General features: G+C 40.4%; 23 protein-coding genes and 1 pseudogene. 18 read left to right on the forward strand and 6 right to left on the reverse strand.

Annotated elements, in window-relative coordinates:
• The first annotated feature begins 1 nt into the window (after position 1).
• The 8 genes from AC6CHH_RS01405 (at position 2) to AC6CHH_RS01440 (ending at position 8,961) form a co-directional block, all read left to right on the forward strand.
• Positions 2-742 (forward strand): creatininase family protein, encoded by a 741-nt coding sequence (locus AC6CHH_RS01405; protein WP_498278957.1) that lies wholly within the window; start codon positions 2-4, stop codon positions 740-742.
• A gap of 15 nt (positions 743-757) precedes the next feature.
• Positions 758-1,966, forward strand: a complete 1,209-nt coding sequence (locus AC6CHH_RS01410; protein WP_498278959.1) for an MFS transporter — start codon at positions 758-760, stop codon at positions 1,964-1,966.
• 10 nt (positions 1,967-1,976) lie between these two features.
• Positions 1,977-2,270: a UxaA family hydrolase gene (locus tag AC6CHH_RS01415; RefSeq protein WP_498278961.1), complete on the forward strand. Its 294-nt coding sequence runs from the start codon at positions 1,977-1,979 to the stop codon at positions 2,268-2,270.
• Positions 2,251-3,474: a UxaA family hydrolase gene (locus AC6CHH_RS01420; RefSeq protein WP_498278963.1), complete on the forward strand. Its 1,224-nt coding sequence runs from the start codon at positions 2,251-2,253 to the stop codon at positions 3,472-3,474. Before AC6CHH_RS01415 ends, AC6CHH_RS01420 begins: the two co-directional genes overlap by 20 nt.
• Positions 3,475-3,483: 9 nt before the next feature.
• Positions 3,484-4,326: an amidohydrolase family protein gene (locus AC6CHH_RS01425; protein WP_498278965.1), complete on the forward strand. Its 843-nt coding sequence runs from the start codon at positions 3,484-3,486 to the stop codon at positions 4,324-4,326.
• Positions 4,327-4,443: 117 nt separating this feature from the next.
• The gene (locus AC6CHH_RS01430; protein WP_498278967.1) at positions 4,444-6,780 is read left to right on the forward strand and encodes a hypothetical protein; all 2,337 of its coding nucleotides are present in this window, start codon (positions 4,444-4,446) and stop codon (positions 6,778-6,780) included.
• Between the two features lie 107 nt (positions 6,781-6,887).
• Positions 6,888-7,469, forward strand: a complete 582-nt coding sequence (locus AC6CHH_RS01435) for an RNA polymerase sigma factor (RefSeq protein WP_498278969.1) — start codon at positions 6,888-6,890, stop codon at positions 7,467-7,469.
• A gap of 391 nt (positions 7,470-7,860) precedes the next feature.
• On the forward strand, positions 7,861-8,961 hold the full coding sequence (locus tag AC6CHH_RS01440) for a sensor histidine kinase (protein ID WP_498278971.1): 1,101 nt from the start codon (positions 7,861-7,863) through the stop codon (positions 8,959-8,961).
• Positions 8,962-9,447: 486 nt separating this feature from the next.
• Here AC6CHH_RS01440 and AC6CHH_RS01445 read toward each other — a convergent pair whose 3' ends face one another.
• Both AC6CHH_RS01445 and AC6CHH_RS01450 read right to left on the reverse strand, forming a co-directional pair.
• Positions 9,448-9,906 (reverse strand): ferritin-like domain-containing protein, encoded by a 459-nt coding sequence (locus tag AC6CHH_RS01445; protein WP_498278973.1) that lies wholly within the window; start codon positions 9,904-9,906, stop codon positions 9,448-9,450.
• A gap of 215 nt (positions 9,907-10,121) precedes the next feature.
• Positions 10,122-10,322, reverse strand: a complete 201-nt coding sequence (locus AC6CHH_RS01450) for a hypothetical protein (protein WP_498278975.1) — start codon at positions 10,320-10,322, stop codon at positions 10,122-10,124.
• A 153-nt stretch (positions 10,323-10,475) separates the two neighbouring features.
• Here AC6CHH_RS01450 and AC6CHH_RS01455 point away from each other — a divergent pair, with 153 nt between their 5' ends.
• The 6 genes from AC6CHH_RS01455 to AC6CHH_RS01480 all read left to right on the forward strand — a co-directional run bounded on the left by AC6CHH_RS01455 (position 10,476) and on the right by AC6CHH_RS01480 (position 17,162).
• Positions 10,476-11,216, forward strand: coding sequence for an SDR family oxidoreductase (locus AC6CHH_RS01455; protein ID WP_498279113.1), 741 nt, complete (start codon positions 10,476-10,478; stop codon positions 11,214-11,216).
• Positions 11,217-11,253: 37 nt separating this feature from the next.
• Positions 11,254-11,907, forward strand: coding sequence for a DUF6766 family protein (locus AC6CHH_RS01460; protein WP_498278977.1), 654 nt, complete (start codon positions 11,254-11,256; stop codon positions 11,905-11,907).
• A 210-nt stretch (positions 11,908-12,117) separates the two neighbouring features.
• A complete protein-coding gene (locus AC6CHH_RS01465; protein ID WP_498278979.1) occupies positions 12,118-12,636 on the forward strand; it encodes a YciE/YciF ferroxidase family protein in 519 nt (172 codons plus the stop codon).
• A 118-nt stretch (positions 12,637-12,754) separates the two neighbouring features.
• The gene (locus tag AC6CHH_RS01470; protein ID WP_498278981.1) at positions 12,755-14,284 is read left to right on the forward strand and encodes an FAD-dependent oxidoreductase; all 1,530 of its coding nucleotides are present in this window, start codon (positions 12,755-12,757) and stop codon (positions 14,282-14,284) included.
• A 74-nt stretch (positions 14,285-14,358) separates the two neighbouring features.
• Complete coding sequence (locus tag AC6CHH_RS01475) at positions 14,359-14,727, forward strand: SPW repeat domain-containing protein (RefSeq protein ID WP_498278983.1); 369 nt, start codon at positions 14,359-14,361, stop codon at positions 14,725-14,727.
• Between the two features lie 233 nt (positions 14,728-14,960).
• A complete protein-coding gene (locus AC6CHH_RS01480; protein ID WP_498278985.1) occupies positions 14,961-17,162 on the forward strand; it encodes a mechanosensitive ion channel family protein in 2,202 nt (733 codons plus the stop codon).
• A 56-nt stretch (positions 17,163-17,218) separates the two neighbouring features.
• Here the strand turns inward: AC6CHH_RS01480 and AC6CHH_RS01485 are convergent, their stop codons facing one another.
• Positions 17,219-17,713 (reverse strand): RNA polymerase sigma factor, encoded by a 495-nt coding sequence (locus AC6CHH_RS01485; RefSeq protein ID WP_498278987.1) that lies wholly within the window; start codon positions 17,711-17,713, stop codon positions 17,219-17,221.
• Between the two features lie 364 nt (positions 17,714-18,077).
• Here AC6CHH_RS01485 and AC6CHH_RS01490 point away from each other — a divergent pair, with 364 nt between their 5' ends.
• The 3 genes and pseudogenes from AC6CHH_RS01490 to AC6CHH_RS01500 form a co-directional block, all read left to right on the forward strand.
• Positions 18,078-18,320, forward strand: a complete 243-nt coding sequence (locus AC6CHH_RS01490; protein WP_498278989.1) for a hypothetical protein — start codon at positions 18,078-18,080, stop codon at positions 18,318-18,320.
• Positions 18,321-18,528: 208 nt separating this feature from the next.
• A complete protein-coding gene (ligD, locus tag AC6CHH_RS01495) occupies positions 18,529-21,003 on the forward strand; it encodes a DNA ligase D (protein ID WP_498278991.1) in 2,475 nt (824 codons plus the stop codon).
• 128 nt (positions 21,004-21,131) lie between these two features.
• Positions 21,132-21,575: pseudogene (locus AC6CHH_RS01500) on the forward strand (CinA family protein); the annotation flags it as partial.
• Here the strand turns inward: AC6CHH_RS01500 and AC6CHH_RS01505 are convergent.
• The 3 genes from AC6CHH_RS01505 to AC6CHH_RS01515 all read right to left on the reverse strand — a co-directional run bounded on the left by AC6CHH_RS01505 (position 21,565) and on the right by AC6CHH_RS01515 (position 24,330).
• Entirely contained in the window at positions 21,565-22,455 is an 891-nt protein-coding gene (locus AC6CHH_RS01505; protein ID WP_498278993.1) for an SDR family oxidoreductase, read from the reverse strand. The pseudogene AC6CHH_RS01500 and the gene AC6CHH_RS01505 sit on opposite strands and share 11 nt — an antisense overlap.
• Positions 22,456-22,807: 352 nt before the next feature.
• On the reverse strand, positions 22,808-23,023 hold the full coding sequence (locus tag AC6CHH_RS01510) for a Rho termination factor N-terminal domain-containing protein (protein ID WP_498278995.1): 216 nt from the start codon (positions 23,021-23,023) through the stop codon (positions 22,808-22,810).
• Between the two features lie 218 nt (positions 23,024-23,241).
• Positions 23,242-24,330: a DinB family protein gene (locus AC6CHH_RS01515; RefSeq protein WP_498278997.1), complete on the reverse strand. Its 1,089-nt coding sequence runs from the start codon at positions 24,328-24,330 to the stop codon at positions 23,242-23,244.
• A gap of 459 nt (positions 24,331-24,789) precedes the next feature.
• Between AC6CHH_RS01515 and AC6CHH_RS01520 the strand changes: the two genes are divergently transcribed.
• Positions 24,790-25,164 (forward strand): VOC family protein, encoded by a 375-nt coding sequence (locus tag AC6CHH_RS01520; RefSeq protein WP_498278999.1) that lies wholly within the window; start codon positions 24,790-24,792, stop codon positions 25,162-25,164.
• The last annotated feature ends 392 nt before the right edge of the window (positions 25,165-25,556 follow it).

Here is a 25,556-nt window from a genome sequence, read left to right on the forward strand (position 1 = left end):
TATGAGATATGAATTAATGATTCCTGCGCAAATTCGCAAGGCAATTAACGAAAATATTCCAATTGTTCTTCCGTTGGGGGTATTAGAATATCATGGAGAACACTTATGCACAGGTGTTGATACGTTGGTCATCACGCAAACCCTAGCGCAAATAGAAACAGAAGTTCCCTTTATTAGTCTACCCGCATTTTATTATGGTGCGGCAAGTTATGCGGTTGAGGCTCCCGAGGGCCGTGGAAGTGTACACGTCCGGCCTGAGGTTCTCCAGCCCTTAGCAAGTTCATTATTCATGAACTTGCTAAGGATTGGGTTTCGGAACATTCACGTTATTGTTCACCATCAAAGTGAAAATTTTTCCGCGGGTATGCCAACCGATTTATCTTTCAAATTAGCTGCCCGACAAACCTTATTCGATTTCTTGGAACGTGAAAGAGGGGAAGGCTGGTGGGGCAAGGTTGATTCTTCCCAATATTATGAGGGTCATCAGACGGGCGATAATCCATTTAACTGGATTCAGATATATCCTTTGTTGTCGCCGGATATTCAACAACATTTCCCAATTGATCATGCCGGAAAATTAGAAACAGCGTTGATGATGGCTGTGTGCCCTGAAGGGGTCTATATGAATCATTTCAGCGAAAATCAATGGTACACGCAATCGGCTAAAGAAGCCACTTTATCATTTGGTCAGCAGGCCTTGGATAGAATCAAGTTGTATTTAACAGAAAAACTATCCGTATAGCACTTAACTAAAAACATGCACACGCAAACAGTAAGAAATTATAGGTTGTACTTATTCATCATTGGGTTCATGTACGCCGTCCTCGGTTTTTCAATCGGGATAAATGCATATTTTATTCCGTTTGTTCAAGAGGCTTTTGCCCTAAACACATCCACTTCTTACCTGATCATGACAGCTACATTTTCAGCCTATGTTGTCTTTGCAATTCCTTCGGCAATATTGATAAAAAAAATAGGGTATAAGCGTTCTATTTGCACCTCCTTTATCATATTGGCTATTGGTTTCACATTGGTCGCTTTTTCGGCTAGTTCCGTTAGTTTCATTTTGTTTCTGGTAGCCTTATTTATATTGGGAATTGCCCAGGCTTTGCTTACTGATTCTATCAATACCTATGTAACGATTTTGGGGCCATCTGAATCAGCTGCCAAACGGATTAGCGTGATGGGCATTGCTGATAAATTAGCCTTAGCTGGTGCGTCCTTTATTTTGGCACTTTTTCTGGATCTTCAACATGTGGATCTTCAACACATTGAAATACCTTTTTACAGTATTGCCGGATTAGCTTTATTGGTAGGTCTTTTGATTTACGTATCTCCTTTGCCTGAAATCAAGGCTCCAGGGGAGGGGAATGGAGTTGAAAATAGGTTTGATTTATCGATATATGGAAATACAAAATCCTCAATTTTTCAGATCCCCCACCTTTATCTAGGAGCCATTGCTATATTTTTTGATATAGGCGTGGAAATTATTGCCTTAGGATCGATTAACGATTACGCGAAAGCCCTTGGACTCTCAAACCCTGAAAATTATGTTTGGTATACAACCTTAGGCATGGTGTCTGGGTATTTGTTCGGGGTCAGCTTAATTCCGAAATACATGTCCCAAAGGCAAGGGTTAGCGATTTGTGCTATTCTTGGCATGTTGACCGTCTTGGTATTGGTTTTTTGCCCGCCCGGGGTGTCCATTTATCTAGTTGCTGTATTGGGAGTTGCCAATTCACTACTTTGGCCAACTATTTTTCCATTGGCATTAAAAGATTTGGGCCGTTTTACTAAAAAAGGAGCTTCTTTGTTGGTGATGGGCATTATTGGAGGAGCTGTAATTCCACTGATGTTCGGGTTCTTAGCCGAGCAGATCGGACACCAATCCGCCTACATTATCTGTATTCCTTCCTATGTCTACTTATTATTGTATGCTATTTGGGGTAGTAAACTGAGACCATAAACCGATGAAAATGAAAAAGCTTTTTAAAATTCATGCAATAGACAATGTGTATGTTGTAAAAGACCCTTTACAAAAAGGGGAACCTTTAGGCATCGCTGGGATGAAGGTATCCGCTCCGTGCGATTTGGCTCGAGGACATAAAATTGCCGCCCAGGATATAGCTAAAGAAGAAAAAGTGATCAAGTTTGGCTTGTCTATAGGATCCGCTACACAGGACATAAAAGTAGGTGATCATGTTCATATACATAATTTAAGAAGTGATTATTTGCCAACATATTCAACAAATGACAGATTTACAAAATAACAATTCAGGCATCCCTTTAGGATCAGGGTACTTACGCGTCGATGGTAGAATCGGTATTAGAAATGTCGTCCTTGTGGTATACTTGGTCGAATGTGCAAGACATGTCGCTCAAAGAATTGCGACAAGCTTCGATGAACAGGTGGTTCAGGTGATCGGATTTAGCGGTTGTTACCCGAATAAGTACGCCCAGAAAATGATGGATGCGCTTTGTACCCATCCTAATGTTGGTGCAGTATTATTGGTTTCCTTGGGTTGCGAAAGCTTTAACGGAAAGGCGTTATTAGACTCTGTTGAACATTCAGGCCGTCCTGTTGAGTTTGTTGGGATCCAGCAGATTGGTGGTAGCCAAAAGGCAATTGACCATGGTAAACGGTTTATTAGTAAGGCGATAAAGTTGATCAAAACGGTTCCAAGAGTCACTATTGAATGGAAGGATTTAATTATAGGTGTTGTATCTGGCGGTAGTGATGCAACGAGTGGAATTACAGCAAATCCCGCAACGGGTTTAGCATTTGATACTATTGTGAAACTAGGAGGAACGACTATTTTTGAAAACACCGGGGAGATGATAGGCCTTGAGGAAGATCTTCAACGCCGAGCATCAAGACCTGAATTGGGACTCATTCTAAAACAAATCATTTCAAAAGCAGGGGCCTACTATGCGGCAATGGGCCATGGAAGTTTCGCACCAGGAAATGCGGAAGGAGGATTAAGTACCTTAGAGGAAAAATCAATTGGAGCTTATTGTAAGAGTGGGTCTTCTCCTATTGTTGGTTTATTGAAACCTGGCGATAGACCAACCGTTCCGGGATTGTATTTAATGGACATTGTTCCGGACGGTGATCTAACTTTTGGTTTTCCCAACCCCAATGATATTTCAGAAATAAATGAACTGATAGCCTCAGGTGCGCAATGTGTTTTGTTTACTACAGGCAGAGGATCAGTAGCTGGTTCTGCAATTTCTCCTGTAATTAAAATTATGGCCAACCCTGAGAACTATAATCGCTTAATTGAAAATATGGATATCAACGCAGGGAAGGTATTGAACGACGAATGTAGTTTGGCAGATGTGGCAAGCGAAATTGTTGAAACCATTCGTTCAACCACTTATGGAGAAAAGACCTGTTCGGAGAAGCTGGGCCATTTCGAATTTTCTTTGGGGTATAAGTTCTTTGAACCAATCAGTCCTTCGTGTTTAGCATAATTAGATCACATGAAAATAGACAGTCACATTCATTTCTGGGAATATCATCCCATTAGAAATGCCTGGATTACCGATGAGATGCATGTTTTAAAGCAGGATTTTAAACCACAGGATTTAATACCTCAACTGGTATTATCTGAGATAACCTCCGGTGTCTTGGTGCAGGCAGATCAGTCCGAACAAGAGAACGAGTTTCTATTGGGTCTGGCGAATCAATACGAAAATTTTGATGCTGTTGTGGGATGGGTGGATTTTAAAGCCGAAGATATCGAAGACAGACTGGCCTATTATTCTACGCACTCATTGATGAAAGGTTTTCGACATATTGTACAGTCGGAACCTGATTTGAATTTTTTGATGAATACTGAATTTTGCCATGGGATCTCCTGTTTATCGAAATATGGTATGACCTACGATGTTTTAATTTATCCCAAACATTTGGATGTAGCTATCCAATTCTGTCACACTTTCTCTAATCAGAAATTGGTGATTGACCATCTCGCTAAACCTGATATAAAAAGCACTAATATTAGCGATTGGAAAAAGAAAATTCAGGCATTCAAGTCAATGGATCATGTGTATTGTAAGCTAGCTGGTTTAGTTACACAAGCTGATTGGAATCTATGGAGATTAGATGACTTTAAATATGTAATTGACACTTGTTTAGAGGTATTTGGCCCGGAACGCTTGATGTTTGGCAGTGATTGGCCTGTTTGTTTGCTCGGAGCTAGCTATCCAGAGGTTTGCGAAATTATAAACGCACATATTTCAAGTTTATCAGTTAGAGAACAACACTATATTTGGGGAGAGAGCTGTCAATCCTTTTATAACATAACTTTAAGTCAAAAATGATGAAAGCATTTCATCGTCTTTAGACAATAGATTTCTAACCGAGCCGAACAATTACGCAGTCCGTTCTGTTTCGATCTATTCCTTGAGAACGATTACATAACTAATAATTTAACCAATATGAACCTAATTTCTCCCATTAATAGACGTAAATTTATAGCCAATAGCGGGCTTGCCGTTGGCGCATTTTTAACTTTAGGAATGTTTCCTTACGATACACCTGATTATAAGCTAGATGCGGAAGGTCCTTTGGCCTTAATTCCAAGTCATTTTCCAAGTAATTTGCATGCTTTGGTATGGCGAAATTGGAATTTGGTTCCGACAGAGCGGATTGCAAAAACAGTCAAGGCTTCTTCAAGAGAAATAAGAGCATTAGCCCAGCAGATGGCATTACCTGAAGAAAGAGCGGTGCCCGAATCCCAATGGGAAAGAAGTTATCTCACTGTAATTCGTCGAAATTGGCATCTGCTCCCGAAATCTCAATTGTTGGTTTTAATGGACTGGACTCCGGAGCAGCTGGAGTTTACATTAGTAGAAGATGATTTCTTCTATATCAAACTTGGTAGTTTGAAGCCCCAATGTGATCCGATTGATTATAAAGAAACGATTGCGAAATTGGATAAAGGAAAGTTGGAGCAATTCAAACAACGGTTGCGTTCTATTTTTCCACAGGGATTACCTTTACAAAAAGAACCATTTTTCAATTTTGTAAAAGAGTTATCGCAGCAAGTAGAAGAAAAGGAGTATAGCGGAGAGCATAGGTCAATGTTTTCGCCAAGACTTGCCTATCCTTATTTTGCCTTGTTTGGCGACCCGCTACTTTCCCAAAGCGACGATTCCTATCCAGATGCCTATCTAAAAAAAATACAGACAAAAGGAGTTGATAGTATATGGATGCACATTGTGTTGAGCAAAATATCTCCTTTTCCATGGGATGAAAAACAAAGTAAAAATTGGCAAAAAAGGCTTCAGAATCTAGCTAAATTGGTAGAGCGCGCCAATAGCAAAGGAATAAAGATATTTTTGTATCTGAATGAACCTAGAAACCAAACTGAGGAATTCTTTGCCAAACATCCACATTTGAAGGGGAGCGGAAATTCATTGTGTACAAGTAAAGTTGATGTTCAAGAATATCTGAAGAGATCGTTAGCCCTAATCAGTGAAAAAGTCCCTGGCTTAGGTGGCTTCTTTTCCATTACTGCCTCAGAAAACCCGACGCATTGCTGGTCCCATAACAAAGGAGATCAATGCCCCGAGTGCGGGCCTAAAGGTCCAGGCGAGGTTATTTCCGCATTGAATAATCTTTATCTTGAAGCCATAAATGCAGGTTTTGAAAAGCAGAAGGAAACCGCGAGTGATACTATAGGTAGTCATGAGAAACCTCGTTTAATCGTGTGGGACTGGGGCTGGCAGGATGGGGTAGCTGATATCGTTTTACCAGGTTTAAAGAAAGAATCGGTCAGTTTTATGAGTGTTAGTGAATGGAATTTGCCTATTGAAAGAGGAGGGGTAAAGAGCCAGGTAGGAGAGTATTCGATCAGTAGCATTGGCCCTGGACCACGAGCGACCAAGCACTGGGAAATCGCAAAAAAGAACAACATTCCATGTGTGGCAAAAATTCAGGCTAACAACAGTTGGGAAATTGGCGCTGTTCCTTACATCCCGGCTCTTTATAACGTTGGAGAACATGTGTCAAATTTAAGAAATGCCGGTGTTACTGGTTTGATGCTTGGATGGAGTCTAGGAGGATATCCTTCTCCAAATCTGGAGTTGGTGGATATGTTGGGTAAAAATAAAGACATGCCCTTTGAGCAGGCCATAGTAGAGGTGGCAAACAACAGATATGCAGAATATGGTCAAATTGTTGCCCGGGCCTGGAAGCTATTCAGTACAGCATTCCGAGAATTTCCTTATCATGTTGGGGTTGTTTATAATGCACCGCTACAAGCAGGTCCTTCCAATTTATTATGGTCCAGCCAGACGAATTATAGGTCGACCATGGTTGGCTTGCCATACGATGATTTATCGAGTTGGCGCAGTATATATCCAGAATCTGTATTTATCGATCAGTTACAAAAAGTCTGTAATGGATTTGCTCAAGGAGTGGAACTATTGAGGGAGTCAATAGCAGGGAAAAATGGCAGTGAATTGATTAAACAGGTACAATTCGAATTAAATATTGCAGAGTCAATTTTACTACATTACCGAAGCATAATTAACCAATGTAATTTTATCATCAATAGGCGTGATGTATCCGGGTCCCGCTCTTCTGAAATAAAAGCGGATTTACGAAAAATTTTACAATCCGAAGTGGTTATTGCTTTAAGGCTGGCTGAAATCCAAGGATCCGATTCGAGAATCGGCTTTGAAGCATCAAATCAATATTTTTACGTACCTCAGGATTTGTTTGAGAAAGTATTAAACTGTACTGATTTGATTGATTTTTATAAGGTTTAACATGCGGAATATGCTCATTTAAAAGGTGTTATTTTAAACAAAAGACATTATAAATTTTTTAGTTATCATGTTATTTGTTAATTTCAAGACTAAACCTAAGTCAAAATATGAAGCCGTCTTCAGTAGCGTTGCTTGATTTACAGAATGGAAATGAAGCTGGATTGAATTCCTATATGGTGAAATATGGGAGTTCGTTACGCTTTTTTGCCTTTTCTATTGTTAAGGACAAGGGGGCGGCTGAGGAGATAGTTTCGGATAGTTTTTATAAATTATGGAAAGGTAAAGATAAGGTAAAAACTGAAGATAACGTTCGCGCTTTCCTTTATTTAGTTACACGAAATGCATGTTACGATTTTTTAGACCTCACGATTAACAAGGTGCATCACGATTCAAAAAGCTTAGATTTTCTGGTCCACCCAGATCAAGATTTAGAGGCTCAGATAATTTACAATGAGCTATTGAATGCCATTTCAAAAGAACTCGAAAAAATGCCCGAAACCCAGGCGAAGGTTTTTAAATTATCTTATATAGAAGGTTTAAATACCACGGAGATTTGTGATCTGTTAAATACAACCCCCAGTACAGTATATTTCGCTAAATCCAAAGCTGTTCAAACCTTAAAAGCGGTGTTTAAAGCGAAAAACCTTAAATATTACAGTATTCTATTGGCCCTATTAGGGCCACAATAAAAATTCAATTTATAAATTTTTGGTTTGTACCTTGATAAGATTTTTTGCAATCGTAGATTACAGCAAAGTTGGTCTGAAATTTATGAGTTTCTTAAACAAAAAAATGCTGGATGTAATCAACATAGTAAATTATTACCGGTATCCTTCGGACACACTCATAGAATTTCGGGATAATTTAAATGAAAAAATCATCTAGGCGCGAATATCCTTATGTTTCATAAGGATTTTTATAATACGAAATTGACCTTTTGAGAAAGTGGTTAAGTTCCTTTTCCTCAAAGAGTTTGTGTGTTAAACCAAAAAGAAATATGGCATGATTTGTGTGCGTAAATAGCGATCAAATGCCTTAAAAAGTTTAATTCTTTAGCAAAATAGTTTAACCTACCATTTCATGTCGGACGGATCGAGATTAAGATGGATTATTGGAATTTTGGACCAGTCCCCACAGGCTACAGCTATTTATGAGGGTGAAGAGCTATATATAGCCTATGCGAACCAGCAGATGTTGGAGATTTGGTGTACTACAGATAGTATTATAGGGACTAAATTTAGCGAAACATTTCCCGTTTTTAAGGAAGATGGTTTCGCCCAGATTCTTGAAGATGTATGGAAAACCGGAATTTCTTATTCTGCAACCGACACTCCTGCAGAGATTCAGGATGGAGAGCAGAAACATGTACGTTATTTTGATTTTGAATACCGCGCATTATTGGATGAGCATCAAAAGACTTATGCAATATTGCACACTGCGGTGGATGTAACAAGCAGGGTGGGTGACTTTCATATTGTTCGCCAAAAACACCAACAGTTATCTTTTAATAAAGATTTGCAGCTTCTATCAACCATTCTGTCTCATGATGCAAAAAACCCGTTATCTATCGCTAAATTAGGAGTAAAGGCACTCCTGGTCAATCGGAATATGGAGGAAGACCTGCAGCTGCGGTGGCTAAAAATAATCAACAATGCTATGGTTAATTTGGACAATATCATCGAGAAAACTGTTCAGCTTGGTCATGCTAAAGACTATACTCAATCTAAAATTCCTATTCATTTAGAAAAGGAAATTCAAACATGGTTCAATCAGGCCGCAAGGCTCCAAGAGATTTCCAATGCTGTTCTTCATTTGGGTACACTTTATCCAGTGTACGGAGATGTAGGAGGGATTTCCATCGTTTTTCTCAATGTGCTTGGAAATGCAATAAAATATACAGCATCGAATGCCGCCGCTGAAATTAGGGTGACCAGTGAACAATCAGCGAAAGGAACAACGTATTTCATCCGGGACAACGGTATTGGTATTCCACCGGAAGACTTGAGCAACATTTTGGCCTATTCAATAAGGGCCTCCAATACGGCTGGATTTTCCGGACAAGGGCTTGGCTTATACATTGTACGTAGAATAATGGAAAGGCTTAAGGGCTATATTCACATATCAAGCAAGGTAGATATCGGAACGGAAGTTATCTTGTTTTTCCCCCGCCCTGGCAAATAATTTCTCCCCCTGAGCAGAACAGGTGAACTGCTAGGTAGTCTCTACATTTTTTCCGAGGTAGCAAAAGATTTACACCGCGTGTAAAATAAAGTGAACTATTAGGGCCCTTTAAGGTTTCAACTACTAGAACGAAAAAATTAATGCTTGAGGGCTTAAACTATACGTGTATGTTTTTATCCATTTTATTCGGAATCTTATTTATTGCCTTAGCGATCGCTATTGTGTCGCTGGTGAAATACCGGCGAAGGAGATAAATCAAGATCCCATCAGAAATTAGTGTCTAAGTTTCCATGAAACCCCGGACTGCCTAGCGCGGATTGGGGTTTTTCTAATTGTTGAGCTTTGGAAAGAATCTGAACTCAGTAGTCTATAAAGGCGAATCCCTAACTAGGGGATAGCCAGGGACTCGCGCGAACTTATGGTGTAAAATATAGAGTGAAAAATTACATTAATATTCTTTTTATCAATGAGTAACAAAGATCTGCCTTATTCGGCGTCTCTAAGTTCCTTTATGTGCAAATGGGCACCATCTTGCAGAGCAGATTGGGATTGTAAAATCTTTGCAATGTCCGGATAACGATCAAAGGATTCTTCAATGAGGGATTTATAAGCATTGCGAAACTCGTCCTCACCTTTCTCACAACTTTGCAAGACTGCTTTATAGGTATATGGGGATACGAGTGATTTAATATCCATCCACAATCTGAAAAATTTTCCGCTTAACATAGTTCCCTCTTCCGGAGTTTCTCCGTAGGTGGTTACAAATGGTCGTAATTCCGAAATGAACTGTTCTGATTGTGCTTTATATTGCAAAAAAAGGGTCATCAATTCTGGCATTTCGGTATCCTGAATGATTTCAGCTGCCTTCTCATATCCCGCTATTCTGTCATTGTTAACTTCGATGGCATTATTGACCAAATCTATTTTTTTTTCAACGCTTTCCATAATAATATCTTTTATCTAATGATCTCTTGTAACTGCGAACACGCTCGATGGCTAAAAAGTTGATTTTTTTTTAAATTAAGTATTCGCCAGTTTAAAGAAGTAGGTAAATCAGCGTTCCCGCCGTTATCCTTTCTGAATCTCAGATACCTAAATGCGAACCCTATAAAATATTCAGCAGGTTAGACTGGCCGGTAGTTAAGGATCCCGAACCCCTTTCATTTTTTTTTGCGCTCCTGATCATCGGGTCCCATGCCCTTAGGAATATTACTGTGCTCGCCCTTGGGAATGGTTGTCTCCTGATCGAAGGCAGGCGAGTTCACTTGGCATCCTGTGTATTCAGTGTTCTCATTGGAATCCGCTGGGTTTGAACTGGATTTTCTTTCCTTTTCTTTTTGCTCGACTTTACTTGATTTCATCTTTCTGGTTTTTCTTGATGAACACCTGATGGCTTCTCTTGGTTGGATTTTTTTCTTCTTGAGCGCTATCTGTTATATTTTTTCAACCATATTTCTTTCCAGGTGTTCATTCAATGAGTAGGGGAATCATGATAAATTTAATGAGACAGAATGATGTTGGAAAATGAACGCTATAATAAGGTTTTTCTGAGTGGTGGAACAGCAGGCATTGGAAGAGCGATTACCTTGCTGCTTGCCCAAAATGGGTATGAAGTATGCATTTTGGGCAGAGACCAAGCTAAAATGGAAGAGGTCTTAAAGAGCGCCGAAGATTTGGGCTTGTCTCATCGCATCACACCTATAATTCATGATTTGAGTGAAAAACATCGCACCGCTGCATTGCTGGAACAAACATGGCGGGATTACGGACCATTTGATGTACTCATAAATAATGCTGGAATAGGATTCAAAACAGTAATTGGGGCGGATAGAGAAGAGCTCGACTATCTGATTAACACCAATTTGCTCTCGTATATGCAACTCGCAGCTTTCTTTGCCGGGCAGATGATAAAAGCCGGAATCCAGGGAGATATCTTCAATATTGGTTCAATGAGCGCGGGCACAAGGGAAGCCCAAAGCTCCGGATATGTTGCCAGTAAAGCCGGGATTCAGGGATTTAGTGAGGCCTTTCGAAAAGAAGTCAATCCGCACAATATTCGCGTTGCCTTGATTGAACCTGAAGCAGTCAGCACTGATATGCAGCCTGGGGACTCCAAAGAAAAACGAGAACTTCAGCAGAAACAGGAAATGCTTGAGGCCGATGACATTGCAAACCTAGTGGCCTATATCCTGGGGCGACCTCGGAGCGTATCTATCGTGGAGGTGAAAATTAAGCCTTTGAAACAGATTATCTGAAATTCTTTTAAACGGAATTTATTATAAACAAAGCATCATGAAAAAGAACTTTTGGTATCGCAACGGACTCTCGCTAGTCTTTATTTCTTTATTTATTCTTACGCTGCTAGCTCAAATCTATTTCGGATGGAAGCAAGAGCTTACCGAATATCAACAGCGTGGACTTACTCTTAACTTAAAGGAATACCTGGGTAGCGGGCACTTTATCTCCGCTACCTTTGAGAATTTCCAAAGTGAATTCTTACAGATGTCATTGTATGTAATCTTGACCATTTCGCTCAGGCAAATTGGTTCAGCTGAATCTAAAAAGCTCGATGGCAAAGAAGAGGTGGACCGCGAACCTGTGTATAGTCCAGGTGCTCCCCTGGTGGTGAAAAAGGGAGGATGGCGGCTATCACTATATAAAAACTCACTCTCGATCGCCTTTATTTTGCTATTCCTAGCATCCTGGGGTATGCACCTGTATGGTAGCTATCGTGGAAAAATGGAGGAAAATATATTACAAGGAGAACCGCTGATAACATTGGCAGAATATATTGGTGAATCCACATTTTGGTTTGAGACCTTCCAGAATTGGCAGAGTGAATTCCTATCGGTAGCATCGATCGTTATCTTGAGCATCTTTCTCCGTCAAAAGGGTTCCCCAGAATCCAAGCCCGTGGATAGTCCGCATACAGAAACAGGAAAGTAAAGCCTCGAGCAGATCAGAGAGATAGGATCAGAAATGATACACCGATTTACCCTTATTCTTGTATTTCCTAAACGGTAACATGGGTAGTAGCCTTACTATCGGTTCTTTCAAGGCAGAGATAAACTCTTTTCATAAAAAATGAACGGTTTTCTTTTTGGTCTGTTCTATAGGTAGAAAATTCAAACTAATAACAGCAAAAAAACACGTATTATGGCACACAAAAAAGGAAACGGCGGAATGCCCAACGAACATTTACACGAACTTTTCGTGGATGAACTTAAAGACATACTGGGTGGAGAGCGCCAATTGCTCAAAGGACTCAAAAAATTAAAAGAGGCCGCCCAGGGAGAATCCCTTCAGAATGCTTTTCAAAGCCATCTTGAACAGACCCAAGGTCACATCGATCGGCTCAAATCAGTCTTCGAGGATATAGGTCTTACTCCGAGAGCTAAAAAATGCAAGGCTATGGAAGGGCTTCTGGCTGAGGCAGAGGAAATCGTTGAAGAATTTCAAGATAGTCCAGAGATACTCGATGCGGCTCTTATTGCTGCTGCCCAGAAGGTAGAACATTATGAAATTGCCAGTTATGGCTGTTTGGTAACCTACGCCGAATTGATGGGACATGATCAGGCCAAGGATACGCTGGCCATGACTTTGGCTGAGGAAAAAGACACTGATGTTCTTTTGACTAAAATTGCGATGAAAGAGGCTAATTGCGAGCCCGCTTAATTCCGGGGGCAAAATTGTAACAATCGCGACCATTAGCTGAACTTGGGCTGAGCGCAGGGGAAGGTAATGGTCGCGCTGATTTCAGGCGAAAGTTCACACATTCGATAGTTAAAAGCATATGGAAAGAGATGGAAGAAATGAGAGTGCCTGGCAAAACATTGATCTGGCAACAAAGCTAATCTCCAAGATGACACAAGATACGTACGATGTACTGATAGTGGGCGCGGGTATTACAGGGATAAGCACAGCCCTCGCCCTACAGAAACAAGGGATGAATTGCCTGCTTTTAGATAGCTCAGGAATAGGTTTTGGAACTACCGGAGGAACCTCAGCTCATCTTAATACGGTTTTGGATACGCCATACAACGAAATAGAAAAATTCCACGGAAAGAAAAAGACAAGAAGGGTTGTTCAATCCGTTCAACAGGCTATGGACAGTATTCATTCCCATATAGAAGAATACGCGATCGACTGCGATTACCATTCATGCATCGGGTATATGTATGCTAAGGATGATAAACAGGCACAAGAACTTCTCGAAATTCAAGAAACCTTAGAAGAATATGGTATACCCTGTATGGGCAAGTCAGAGGTTCCTTTGCCTGTATTTAGTAGTTATGCAATCGAGTTTAACAAGCAAGCTCGATTTCATCCACTAAAATATATATCGGGACTTCTCTCGGCCTATCTGGATTTGGGGGGTGAGCTTAGCCTAAATGTACGAGTGCTTGGGACCAGCGAGCGTGAGGAACACATCCAGGTACACACCTCTTCTACGCAAAACATCCAGGCCAGATATGTGATTTATGCGACCCATACCCCACCGGGTAAACAACTCGTCCACCTCAAACTGATCCCATACCGTAGTTATGTTCAACTTTGGGATCTGGGATATAATCCCGCTATGGGACATAGTTTAGTCTATGATATGGATGATCCTTTCCACTATTGGCGTACAACCGAATATCAGGGTAAGAAATGCATCCTGGTTGGAGGACAGGATCACAAGACAGGACATCATCAGAACGAGCCCTATAACTTTTTAGAATTGGAAGCTTATGTACTGGATCTTTTTCCTGCAGGAAAGAAAATGCTGGAATGGTCTTCTCAATACTACGAAAGTCCTGATGCTCTTCCTTTTATCGGACCACTATCCCATTCTTCAAAAATTTTTATGGCCACAGGTTTTAGTGGAAATGGGATGATTTTCGGTACACTTTCAGCCAAGATACTCTGCGATTTGGTTCTTAAAGGAAGTTCCACTTATGCAGACCTATATTCTCCTTCGCGAATTGGACCTATTTCCAGTTTATGGGCGACCTTTAAGGAAAATATTGATGTAGGTAAACATTTCATACTGGACCGGCTAGCGCTCCAAGAACTAAATGAACTTGCCTCGCTTTCTCGGGGAGAGGGTCGGGTAGTGGATTATCAGGGTGAGCGCGTTGGATTGGTAAAAGATAGTTCAGGAGAACTTTTTGCCGTAGACCCGGTCTGCAGGCATGCTGGCTGTATTGTCAAATGGAATGCGGCCGAGCAAAGCTGGGACTGCCCCTGTCATGGCGCGAGATATGATCAAACCGGAAAACTTTTAACAGGTCCGAGCACAGAAAATCTTCATAGATGGGAATTCGATACGGAAGAATAAGGGCTTATTAATGCCAAACAAGAGAAAGAGACTAGGGAGTTTGCCCAGTGTCCCCACACATAAAAATTAACGCGATGGATAAGACGATTAGCACAAGTGCACATGCATTGTTAGACTATGCAATTAGTGCAGCCTTAGTAGGCGGGCCTTGGATATTTGATTTTCAAGATGACCCAAAAGCAAAAATGGTGAGTATACTTACTGGGATAGCAATTGCTTTACTTTCTTTTTTCACGCATTACGAGGGTGGAGTATTCCGGCTATTACCGCTATGGTTTCACTTGAGAGTCGATATTCTGTTGGCTTTGTTTCTGATGAGCGCAGCGTGGATATTCGGACTCTCGCAAACGGCAATGACCTTCTTTATCATTCTAGGGATAATAAGTTTGGCTGTAGGATTCTCAACCAAACCCAAACCTCCGCGAGAAATTCAAAAAGCATAAACAAACTTGGGCATCTGTACACTCGTTCTCTTTCATCCGAAGTATCCGCTCTGGGTGCGTTATCTAACCGAGTTTGTGAGAGATGAGCAAGAGCAAATAGACCCAAAAGAAGAGTTCACCTTAACAATCTTTGCATAGTTCAGCGACCATCACCCCGCCGTAAAACAAGAATTGAGTACGAAAAAAAGGCGACATAGATTTGAATCACGTTGTCGCCCATATATGCAGTTCTTATGAAAAAAACCATGACCCTTTCCTCTGCTAAAACATATATAGGTTCATTCAGCGCGAAACTGATTTTCCTTTTTTTAGTACCTTATTCGATCTTCGCAGCAAGCCAGCCATTGAGCTCGCAGAATACGCGCGAGACCCGGGGTACCACTATCCGAAATCAACCCGCACAAACTTTTTTAAAACAAAAAAGAGAACAGCTGGATAGTTTTAAACGACATCAGGCATGGCAACGGGAATTGATGAGCCTTGAGATGGTGGATAGTGCGCTCTTTTTTTTGCAGAATATGCAAGAACATTTGTTGGTCTTTCAGGCTTCCTTAAGAACCGTTTCCCAAATACCTATTCTCGAAGAAAGTAAACAGGGACAGGATAGCAGCGCTTTGCGCCTAGAACTCGGTGATTCCTCTGCGCAATCAGCGCAGATTCAAGACACAATCAATCTGATTGAAGAACAACTCACGAGTTTGCTTAGGGAAGTGGGGTATCAAATTTCATTAGCTCAGAAAACCAAAGAAGAAATCAATACCAGAGACTCGGTGTCCCTGAAGCAAATATCCTGGTTTTCACAAATGAAAACGCTCATGCAAAAGAACATGATTAAGGATGGCGTAAAATTTCCATTATTGGATATCTCAGCATGGAAAGGACAGTTCTTTTTAGTTTTGGTCAGTTTATTGTACCTGTATTGGACGATACGGCTGGGCCGGCCACTCAGGCGAGAGAAACGGACAGCTAAAAAATTCCACCAACATCAACCCGTATACATAGCTGGGATAAAGACCTGTATTCTTTTTCTGGTTTTGTTCCCCCTTTCTTATTTTGTTATACCGGTTTGGGCGCTTGAGCTTATTTATTTGCTGCTGATTCTTTTTGTCTATTTCTTGTTGTATAACCAGCAACGGTCTTTTCAGCGCAAAGTGATGCACATTGTGCTGGTTTATTATTTATTTCTGGTCCTTAGCAATTTGTTTTTATCTCCGGAGTGGTGGATTAGAGTATTGTGTATTTCGGCCGACTTGTTTGGTATGGTCTTGCTTTGGAAACTGGCTAAGAGAAGCCAGGCCGATAATCCGGCCGGTTATCTCCCTAAATGGATCAGTTACCTATTGATCGGGGTTCATTTTTTGGGTATACTTTTTAATGTGTGTGGATACCTTAATATTTCAAGGATGGCTAGCCTGAGTGCTGGGTTAGGGGTTTTACAAGTGATTTCTTTACGTGCCTTTCGAGAGATGATTCTAAAAGATATCAATGCGCAACTGGCTATTTTTAAACCAGGCTCAACGCTCTCTAGCTTGGATAGCGCGAAACTTTTGAAGGGGGCTGACCTTTTGATCTTGGTGTGTAGCACACTTTTGGTGATGGTTGTATTGTTTGCGAATTTGCATTTAAGCACCGAGGTATGGAGCGCTATACAAAGATTCTTACATACCCAGGTTTCATTGGCTGGTTTGAAATTTGGTTACGGGGATGTGCTGGGAGCGCTCTTTGTTCTCTGGTTAGCGAACCGCATACAAAAGACTTTAAGAGATCTCTTTAGTCATCAAGGTTTCCAAAAGCAAAGTTCCACCGTCGCCCTACTACCTTTGTTCCGCCTTTTAGTTGTGATCGCAGGTCTGTTGTTCTGTTTTAGTTTGTTGGGTCTGGGAATGGATAAATTAACAGTAATCATTGGCGCTTTGAGTGTGGGGATAGGTTTAGGGCTACAAAATATAGTGAATAATTTTGTGTCAGGAATTATCTTGATTTTCGAAAAACCTTTCAAGTTGGGGGACTATCTCGAACTTGCGGATAAAAAAGGACAGGTTTCGCAAATTGGCATACGTTCCAGCACGCTTTTAACAGATGCAGGAGCACAGGTGATTATTCCTAATGGTGACTTACTCTCGGGGAGACTAGTCAATTGGACCATCGGTGATTCGGATATACGTTTTAATATGCAAATGTATGTGGATTCATCTGGGGATATCGGCGCCTGGAAGGATTGGTTGCTGGAGACCGCGAAATCATTTGAAGAAGTCGACCCCACCATTCCTGTTATCATTTTAACGCGGGATATTGACCCCGAGCGTTATCTGATTTCCCTTCAAATCGGCATCAATAATGTCCAGTATATTGCGCGCTTCAGAAGTAAATTTCTGGAACGTGTAAAGCAGGAGGCGACCAAAAGAAATCTAAAAGTTACCTCCGTTCAGCTTTAAATTTTTATCCCTAAAGGGTAAGATCCGGATTTTCCTGAATATGACCACATACTTAGTTATACACTATACACCCTGAGTTTTTTTCGTAACATTTTTCGGATGGTATGAATGCGGGTCTTTACTGTTCCTTCTTTTAAATTCAGATAAGAGGCTATTTCGTGGTATTTATAGCCCTCCATATACATGCTTATAATGGTGTAATTTTCCTCTGAAAGTGTCTTCATAGTACGCTGTATGTCTTCCATAACAAATTTTGATTCAGCATAGTTATTTGTTTTACTACGCATGGTTTCTTGTCTGGTTATTTCCTGTTCTGCTACTCTCAACACACCCCTTCTTCGGTATTTATTCAGGTAGATATTTTTCATGATAACGTACAACCAAGCCACAAGACTAGGGTTATTAATAAACTTTTCTAGCGATTTGAGAGATCGAACAAAGGTTTCTTGTACCAGGTCGTCTTTCTCGAGAGGGTCGGAAGTAAATTTTGAGGCTAAATTCTTTAAAATTGGTGTATTTTCGATAATGGTAGTGTCTACGGCCGTTTTCATGACTAATAGTTTAGAGTTTGTGATTGTCTAGTATAATAACGTGCCCAATTGTAATAAGTTTGTGATGTTCAACCAGATAAATGGCAAACGGGTATTTTTACTCATCCCCCCGATTTTTATCCAAAATGTGCCCTACGAATCTTATAAAGCGTGTTTTTGAGTAGATCTATACTTAATAGGTCGACTATTGGAAAATACGAAAATAGGTATCTTCCACATAGCAGAAATAAACGTTGCTTTTTCTCTTACAGAAGCGTTATGTATAAAAATCAAAAAATATGAACTTTTCAAGGAGTTGTTGTTTCAGTAATAAAACAAGGAGATGCATCTCCATAAACAGAATTTTTTACAAAACAGAACCGCTATGGAACATTCAACAGAAAATCCAAATTTTAAAGAGGGAAAAACGACTGAAGCCATTGAAAACAAGACCGCTCAACTTCCTTCAAAGGTATATTTATGTGCCGCATTGAGCGCTATGCTAGGCTCTGCTGTCCTAAAGTGCATGGGACATAAACATGCTGCTTTGTTTCTGGGACAATGGGCCGCACCGTTTTTACTTTTTGGCGTTTATAACAAAATCGTTAAGACTCATGGCCATGATTGATGGACTGAGGAAGAACAAAAAGACATCTTTCCTTGAGCAAACAAAGCAAACTTGGACACTCTGATCGAGATGTTCGAAAATAATTTTTATGCAACAGCCATTTCCGTTTTAGATAATTAAACAGTTGTAAAGCCCTTCTTTACAACTGTTTAATTATCTTTTAGCCAAACTATTCGGTGACTCGGTTTGTTTTTAAAAAAAACAGCATATGCCGAATCTAGGGAAATACAATAAAAAAAGAGACTTTACACAAACAGCAGAACCAAAAGCTCAAAACAGTACTGCAAAATCCTCAGGTCATCGTTTTGTCGTCCAGCGTCATCATGCAAGCCGATTGCATTATGATTTCAGATTAGAAATGGACGGTGCGTTAAAGAGTTGGGCGGTACCTAAAGGACCCTCGTTGAACCCAAAAGATAAAAGGTTGGCCGTTCAGGTCGAAGACCATCCACTAAGTTATGGTTCTTTTCAAGGCAGGATCCCTGCAGGGAATTATGGAGCAGGTACGGTCACTATTTTTGATCACGGCCAGTATCATCCTCTTGAGGTAAAAACGGATAAAGAATTCTTGAAGGCATGGAAGCAGGGTTCTCTTAAATTCCGTTTAGAAGGGGAAATCCTTAAAGGAGATTTTGCGTTGGTGCGAATGAAAACAGATAGCGACGAAAATTGGCTACTGATCAAGCACAAAGATGATTTCTCTACAGATAAACCCTTTGATTCAGAAAAATTAGTTGATCCACAGATCATCAAACAAGGAAAAGAGTTTAAAGCGAGCGAATCAAAAAAAAAAGTAGTTCCCAGGGTCGTTGAAAATACAGCTAAAGATATCTGGCAGGAACAGGCAAGTCCTATGCTAGCCAAATTGGGTCATCTCGTTCCCGAGCAGGAGGAATGGCTTTATGAAAAAAAATTTGATGGATTCCGGGCTATTGCAAGAATAGCTAAAAATCAAATTGATTTGATTTCAAGGAACGGAAATAAACTAAATAGTAAATTCCCATCCATCCTTAAAGATCTTCAGAACATTAAAAAGGAGTGTATTCTGGATGGAGAAATTGTGATTGAAGATGAAAATGACAAGGTTTATTTTCAATTGCTTCAATCTGGAGAGCCGATCCCTGGGAACCTAAGGTTAAGATATTATGTTTTTGATATTCTTGGACTTCAGGAAAATGACTTGCAATCTTACTCCCTTTTAGAGCGAAAACAAGTATTGGATTTATTGCTCAAAAAATACAAAAGTTCGCACCTCCATTATGTGGCCGGTCTGCAGAAAAAGAAAAATGAAATTCTGGAATATGCGGCAAAGAATCAGTGGGAAGGTATTCTTGCAAAGCTCAAGGATAGCACCTATCAGCAGGGGAAAAGAAATGGAAACTGGTTAAAGATAAAGCTAAGAAATACGCAAGAAGCCATTATTTGTGGTTTTACTAAACCACAAGGCGGCCGTTCTTATTTTGGAGCCTTGGTCCTGGGGGTGTTTGATGGAGGGAGATTAACCTATATCGGGAATTGTGGTACGGGCTTTAATGAAAAATTATTAAAACAATTACATGAATTATTCGTCCCCTTGATTCAAAAAGATAAGCCTTTCCAGGGCCAGGTAGTCGTAGCCAAAGAACGGCAAGTTACCTGGATAAAACCTGAATTGGTCTGTGATGTTTATTATTCAGAATGGACTAGCGATAAACACTTAAGACATCCGGTTTTCAAGGGATTAAGAACGGATAAACCCCTTGAGCAAACTCAAATAGAAGATGTAGAAGGCATTGTTATGGAAAAAGATAAAGAATTAGAATTTGGAAGGAAGATATTAAACCTCACCAATCTGGATAAATTGTACTGGCCCCAGGAAAAGATCACAAAAGGAGATCTTCTGGAATATTATGAGAAAATAGCAGAATACATTCTCCCATACCTAAAAGATAAGCCCATCTCCATGAATAGGTTTCCCAATGGCATTGAGCAGGAAAGCTTTTTTCAGAAAGATGTTGATCCTGAGAAAATTCCAAGCTGGTTAAAGACGACCCAGGTGTATTCCAAGAGTACAGATAAAACAATCGATTATTTAGTTTGCAACGATTTGCCAACGCTTTTGTACATCGTGAATCTGGGTTCTATTGAAATTAATCCTTGGCTGTCCAGTTACAAAAATCCTGAGAAACCAGAATTTGTCGTCTTGGATCTAGACCCCAATGGCGCAAAATGGGAAGATGTAATTGCGGTGGCTCAAACAGCAAATGCTGTGCTGGAAAAGGCCGAAGTAAAGAGTTTTATTAAAACTTCCGGATCTACGGGACTCCATATATTGATGAATTTAGGTGCTAAATACGATTATGAAATTGCGCGAAATTTTGTGCAATTGATTGCAGAAATCATCCATCAGGAGCATCCCCAAACCACCAGTCTCATCAGGGATCCTAAAAAACGAAAAGGATTAATTTATTTGGATTATTTGCAAAATAAGCAGGGTCAAACCATTGCAGCCCCTTTTTCTGCCAGGCCCAAACCTATGGCAAGCGTCAGTATGCCCATAAGCTGGAGGGAAGTGAATGAAGATCTATCCATTCAGGACTTTACGATTTTTACTGTCTTCAAGCGGCTCAGTAAGACAAAAGATCCTTGGGAAGATATCTGGGAAAGTCGGGTTGATATCAAAAAAGCACTGGCTAAATTTTAAGTGCAGCAGGGGAGCGGTTTGTTTTTTTAAGTGTTTACTAAGCGAATTAAGTGCATTAAAGAATGATAAAAATAAATGAAAAAAAACTAAATAGATTGGGCGAGATTATCTCATGAAAAGGATATACGCTATCGCTAGCGGAAAGTATGCCTGCTGGTTTTTTTACCAGTATCTGGAGTCTGCAGACCGAATCTGGCGACTATTTACAAGGCGGTATAGTCTGTTATCACGAAAGGGTAAAACTAGATCTGTTAAAGGTTTCCCCCTCACTCATCGCTCGGTTTTCAGCAGAATCCACCGAGGTCACCCAGGCCATGTTGGCCGGTCTGGCTCATGTAATTCCTGCTGATATACATATTGCCATTACCGGAAAGGCTTTTGCAGATTCCCAGAACCGAGATAAAGCCAAACCAGGAGATGTCTTTTTATCCGTTTCCGTCCTTGGGAAATTGAGGTCTGAAAAACACCATTATTCCTTTAAGAATGCCTCCGAAGTATTTATCCAAGCCTTTAATTCCTGTTTGGATCTGCTGGAATCGCTCTTAATGCCGGATGAAAAGCTTAAATCGTAATTCTTCCGCCGGTTGCGGGAATGGTTGCTCCTGAAATATAGGATGCGGCATCTGAGGCTAGGAATACATAGATGGGAGCCATTTCTGCAGGTTGTGCTGGTCTACCTAGCGGGGTATTATTGCCAAATTTTTCATGGTTCGGAATCGTACTGGGAATTAACGGTGTCCAGACTGGTCCCGGAGCAACGGCGTTAACCCGGATTCCGGTGCCTTGCTGCAAGAACTGTTGCGCTAAATTAGCCGTAAAATTCTGAATGGCGGCTTTGCTGGCCGCATAAGGCAAAAGCGTTGGGTTCGGCTCATAAGCATTTACAGAGGTTGTATTAATAATGCTGCCACCAGCTGGTATATATTGTTTTGCATGTTTTACGAGATAAAACATCGCAGTTAAATTCACTTCAAAGGTTTTGTTCCATTCTTCACCGGTGATATCCTGAATATCTTTATAGCTCATTTGATAGGCTGCATTGTTCACCAGGACATCAATTTTACCAAATTTTTTAATGGTTTGCTCAATCAGCTTTTCGCAATTTAATTCGTCTCTCAAATCTGCTCTGAATAAAAGCGCTTCACTTTCTGCTTTTTTTACCCATTCTTCTGTATCCTGGGCATCCTGGTCTTCGACCTCATCTTTGTAGGCAATCACGATATTTGCCCCTTCGCGAGCCATAGCGATTGCCGTAGCCTTTCCTATTCCTGAATCTCCACCGGTGATCAGGATCGTTTTATCTTTCAAAAGGCCATGTCCTTGGTAACTGCTCTCGCCATGATCGGGTAGCGGGTCCATTAATTTGGTGACTCCCGGGGGAGATTGCGGCTGTCTTATAAAGGGTGGTTTAGGATATTTAGTTTCCGGGTTTTCTGAGTTGTTGCTGTTCATAATGATTTTGTTTAAGGATTCGCATGAATATGGTATGTTGCATACACTGAACAAATTTGCGCTAAAATCGTTCAGAAAAAAGCAATAACGCAGCGAGAACGATGTGCTATTAAAATCTAATCGGAAAAACTTAAGGGGTGTTTGTTTTACAACAAGGGGGCAAAAGAATGTGTTTTTAAAAAGAAGATGGTTTTTGAGAGAGACCGCCTTATGAACGCTATGCCCCGCTGAATGAAATGGGGTAAATCCTTTTCCCTTTGTAATTCTTTAAAAGCCATTAGTATAACGCTCAACATCTTTAGGCTTTTTTTCCTCTTTATTCGAATATCAGGGAAAAGGATTCTACCATTTTTTACATATTTTTAAATGGATTATTCCTGATGGCATGGATTAACTGACCTTTGCGCATCTGGTGCCTTCCAGTAATGCCAATATCTCGAGCCTGTGCTATTAACTCTGATTTTGTTTTCTCCTCTAGCAGGTCAGGAATTTCCTTTCTTTTTTTAGAGGTGGATCGCGTATCATTTTTTCCATCAATGGGAAAATTAGGTTCATTCTCACTTTTCATATCTCATCTCCTTTCGATCTTAATTGACCTTTTAGCAAATGAACAATTCCAAATTTAAATGGTTTAATTTTTTTTATATTTTCTTTGGATTGATTTTGCGGGTTGAGAAAACGTCCATATCTCCTTAAAAAGAACCGGGTAAGGTCCAACGAAAGAAATCACTTTTGTCAAACCTTACCCGGTTCAAAGTCCGTTAACTTTTTTTTCTTGATTTATCCTTATTGTTTAGGAAAATCAGGATGTGATTTCACCTCCTCTATCTGTTTGGTATGGCGGGCGCTATGGGCCGCTATAAAGAGTAAATTTTGGTACCCATCGGAAATGCCTGTAGGATGCTCGATGATGTGGTTGCGCAAATTATTAAGATCTGCACTATCAATGTAGTCCATTACGGGCTGTCTAGTCGCGTTGAAATCAATCAGCGCCTGATCGGCATTCTCGTATTTGCCTGCGGGTTGCAATTCTTTGGGTGCATTGAACTTTTCAGAACGATCTGTAATCATAGCAATCAGCGCTTCATCAGTTGTTTTAACCTCGGATCTGCGGGCTGGCTGAGCCGGTTTCGCGATTTCGGTTTTAGCCATCTCAAAAAGCATTTTTTCAGTTGCTATGATATGTTCCAGACACTGTCCTACAGACCATTTTCCTTCTGCCGGCACAAAGGTTAGTTGCGCTTGGGAGAGCCCTTTGACTGCATCGGTGAGGTTTTGTGTGGTTTGATGATAATATGAATTTAAAAAAGCAATGCTTCCATCAGGCACCGGTGCCTGGCTTTCCAGATGCACTTTCAACTTGTCTAATCCTGTTTGCAGATCATTACCGATCATTTGCTCCATTTTCATGAACAAGGACATCAGGTTATACGGATAATCCATTTTTCCTTTGAATCCCCATTTCACCGTAGTCTGGTTGTTTTCTGTGGATTCGGTTGTCATATAGGCCTGCTCGGTGGATTCAAAAGGTTCTTCGAAGCGCAGTTCAAAATCGATCCGTTCACCTGGGGTGATCTTTTTGATTTCTTGTTCGCCTATACCTACACTATCGGATTTGCTCTCCCAGCGAGAGATAAACCCAGGCGTACCGTCTACACCTGTATAGGATTTTTTCATGCTGGGGTCCATACTCGCCCATTTGCTGTAATAATCCTGGTTTTTAAGGTGCTTGATGTATTCGAAGACTTCGGCTTTGGGACGGTTAATAGTTACCTGCCGCTCCACGGCGTATTCTTTTTTGACAAACAAGGCCACGATTAATGGAATGGCTATCAAAATGGCCACTACCAGTAGGATTTTCTTTAGAATTCTCATAATATTCTTTTTTAAAATTGGCTGAAATTAATTCGCTCAAGTGCCACAATTTTCATTCCTAAAGCTTAATTTTTCGTGTTAAATTAACGATTATTTGCAAGTGGGTCAATTTGGTGGTTCTCGGTAACCCTTTGAGAGCTGGCGTACTCGTGTTATGGTCAGTTTTTGATTCCTCTGATTAGAACTCCTGTTTTTCTTCTATCCGCCTTTCTATGCGCTTTTTGTCGTGATTTCTTCTCTATTTTTTTCATGGAGGAACAGACTGTTTTAAAAATAAGTCACGTTTAAAAAAATTAAGACAAGGATTAATTTCTTATCTTATGCGAAGCTTTTTTAAAAAGATAGCCCTTACATTTGTCATGCAAACAACGGTAATCAATCTTTAAACGAATCGGCAATGCGCTCTAGCCACTTATTTAAAGGATGTTTACTAAAAAAATTACCTAAAAATAGAACACGATGAACCCTAAATTCGAAGCTGGAATTAACATTGCCATTAAAATCCCTAAAGGCAAATACGAGCAAACAGTTGCTTTCTACCGCGATACACTAAAACTTGATGTCTTAGAAAAACCGATTACCAATCCTACGGTATCCCGCACGCACCAGGTTCTCTTCGGAAATAATGTGATATGGCTTGATTGCGTGGATAATTATACGCATAGTGAAACCTGGTTACAGCTTACCGTTCCTGATGTGGAACAGGCAACAAAGTACTTACAATCCCAGGGGACCCAAACCTGCGATGAGCTGGAAGAATTGCCTGAAAATATGCACTGGATAATGGATCCAGCGGGGACCGTTTTTAATTTGCAACAGCGCGAATCGGACTAAAGAAATTTGCCTGCTTTTCATCTATCAGGGTAAAGATTCTGTTGTGAAAACACAATAACAATTGCCTTAGGTTTAGCTTTAGTCAGGACTTAAAACTAAACCTTTGGAAGATCGGGCTATGCCTGAAAACATAAAGGCCTAGGTGTGCATAACGCTGAGTTTACCAAGCCAAGATTCTCTCTTTTCCGTGCTGAAAACCCTCCCATTTTGATTGGAATGTCCCTAAACTATCAGGAAACTCCTTCAATAAAATTAATCTGAATAGCTGTTCCATATTTAAGGGCCATCTTTAGATACATTTTTTCTTGTTATCTAGAGAAGGATGGCCGGTTATTGCGCTAAATATATTGGGTGAAAAATAGTATTAGCTTTCTAAATAAATACATTGGTTA

The sequence above is a fragment of the Sphingobacterium sp. GQ94 genome, assembly GCF_059758715.1.

Excerpts from the sequence above, each read along its gene's own strand:
- AC6CHH_RS01405 (WP_498278957.1), top strand. The coding sequence starts at position 2 with ATGAGATATGAATTAATGATTCCTGCGCAAATTCGCAAGGCAATTAAC.
- AC6CHH_RS01410 (WP_498278959.1), top strand. The coding sequence starts at position 758 with ATGCACACGCAAACAGTAAGAAATTATAGGTTGTACTTATTCATCATT.
- AC6CHH_RS01415 (WP_498278961.1), top strand. The coding sequence starts at position 1,977 with ATGAAAAAGCTTTTTAAAATTCATGCAATAGACAATGTGTATGTTGTA.
- AC6CHH_RS01420 (WP_498278963.1), top strand. The coding sequence starts at position 2,251 with ATGACAGATTTACAAAATAACAATTCAGGCATCCCTTTAGGATCAGGG.
- AC6CHH_RS01425 (WP_498278965.1), top strand. The coding sequence starts at position 3,484 with ATGAAAATAGACAGTCACATTCATTTCTGGGAATATCATCCCATTAGA.
- AC6CHH_RS01430 (WP_498278967.1), top strand. The coding sequence starts at position 4,444 with ATGAACCTAATTTCTCCCATTAATAGACGTAAATTTATAGCCAATAGC.
- AC6CHH_RS01435 (WP_498278969.1), top strand. The coding sequence starts at position 6,888 with ATGAAGCCGTCTTCAGTAGCGTTGCTTGATTTACAGAATGGAAATGAA.
- AC6CHH_RS01440 (WP_498278971.1), top strand. The coding sequence starts at position 7,861 with ATGTCGGACGGATCGAGATTAAGATGGATTATTGGAATTTTGGACCAG.
- AC6CHH_RS01445 (WP_498278973.1), bottom strand. The coding sequence starts at position 9,906 with ATGGAAAGCGTTGAAAAAAAAATAGATTTGGTCAATAATGCCATCGAA.
- AC6CHH_RS01450 (WP_498278975.1), bottom strand. The coding sequence starts at position 10,322 with ATGAAATCAAGTAAAGTCGAGCAAAAAGAAAAGGAAAGAAAATCCAGT.
- AC6CHH_RS01455 (WP_498279113.1), top strand. The coding sequence starts at position 10,476 with ATGTTGGAAAATGAACGCTATAATAAGGTTTTTCTGAGTGGTGGAACA.
- AC6CHH_RS01460 (WP_498278977.1), top strand. The coding sequence starts at position 11,254 with ATGAAAAAGAACTTTTGGTATCGCAACGGACTCTCGCTAGTCTTTATT.
- AC6CHH_RS01465 (WP_498278979.1), top strand. The coding sequence starts at position 12,118 with ATGGCACACAAAAAAGGAAACGGCGGAATGCCCAACGAACATTTACAC.
- AC6CHH_RS01470 (WP_498278981.1), top strand. The coding sequence starts at position 12,755 with ATGGAAAGAGATGGAAGAAATGAGAGTGCCTGGCAAAACATTGATCTG.
- AC6CHH_RS01475 (WP_498278983.1), top strand. The coding sequence starts at position 14,359 with ATGGATAAGACGATTAGCACAAGTGCACATGCATTGTTAGACTATGCA.
- AC6CHH_RS01480 (WP_498278985.1), top strand. The coding sequence starts at position 14,961 with ATGAAAAAAACCATGACCCTTTCCTCTGCTAAAACATATATAGGTTCA.
- AC6CHH_RS01485 (WP_498278987.1), bottom strand. The coding sequence starts at position 17,713 with ATGAAAACGGCCGTAGACACTACCATTATCGAAAATACACCAATTTTA.
- AC6CHH_RS01490 (WP_498278989.1), top strand. The coding sequence starts at position 18,078 with ATGGAACATTCAACAGAAAATCCAAATTTTAAAGAGGGAAAAACGACT.
- ligD (WP_498278991.1), top strand. The coding sequence starts at position 18,529 with ATGCCGAATCTAGGGAAATACAATAAAAAAAGAGACTTTACACAAACA.
- AC6CHH_RS01505 (WP_498278993.1), bottom strand. The coding sequence starts at position 22,455 with ATGAACAGCAACAACTCAGAAAACCCGGAAACTAAATATCCTAAACCA.
- AC6CHH_RS01510 (WP_498278995.1), bottom strand. The coding sequence starts at position 23,023 with ATGAAAAGTGAGAATGAACCTAATTTTCCCATTGATGGAAAAAATGAT.
- AC6CHH_RS01515 (WP_498278997.1), bottom strand. The coding sequence starts at position 24,330 with ATGAGAATTCTAAAGAAAATCCTACTGGTAGTGGCCATTTTGATAGCC.
- AC6CHH_RS01520 (WP_498278999.1), top strand. The coding sequence starts at position 24,790 with ATGAACCCTAAATTCGAAGCTGGAATTAACATTGCCATTAAAATCCCT.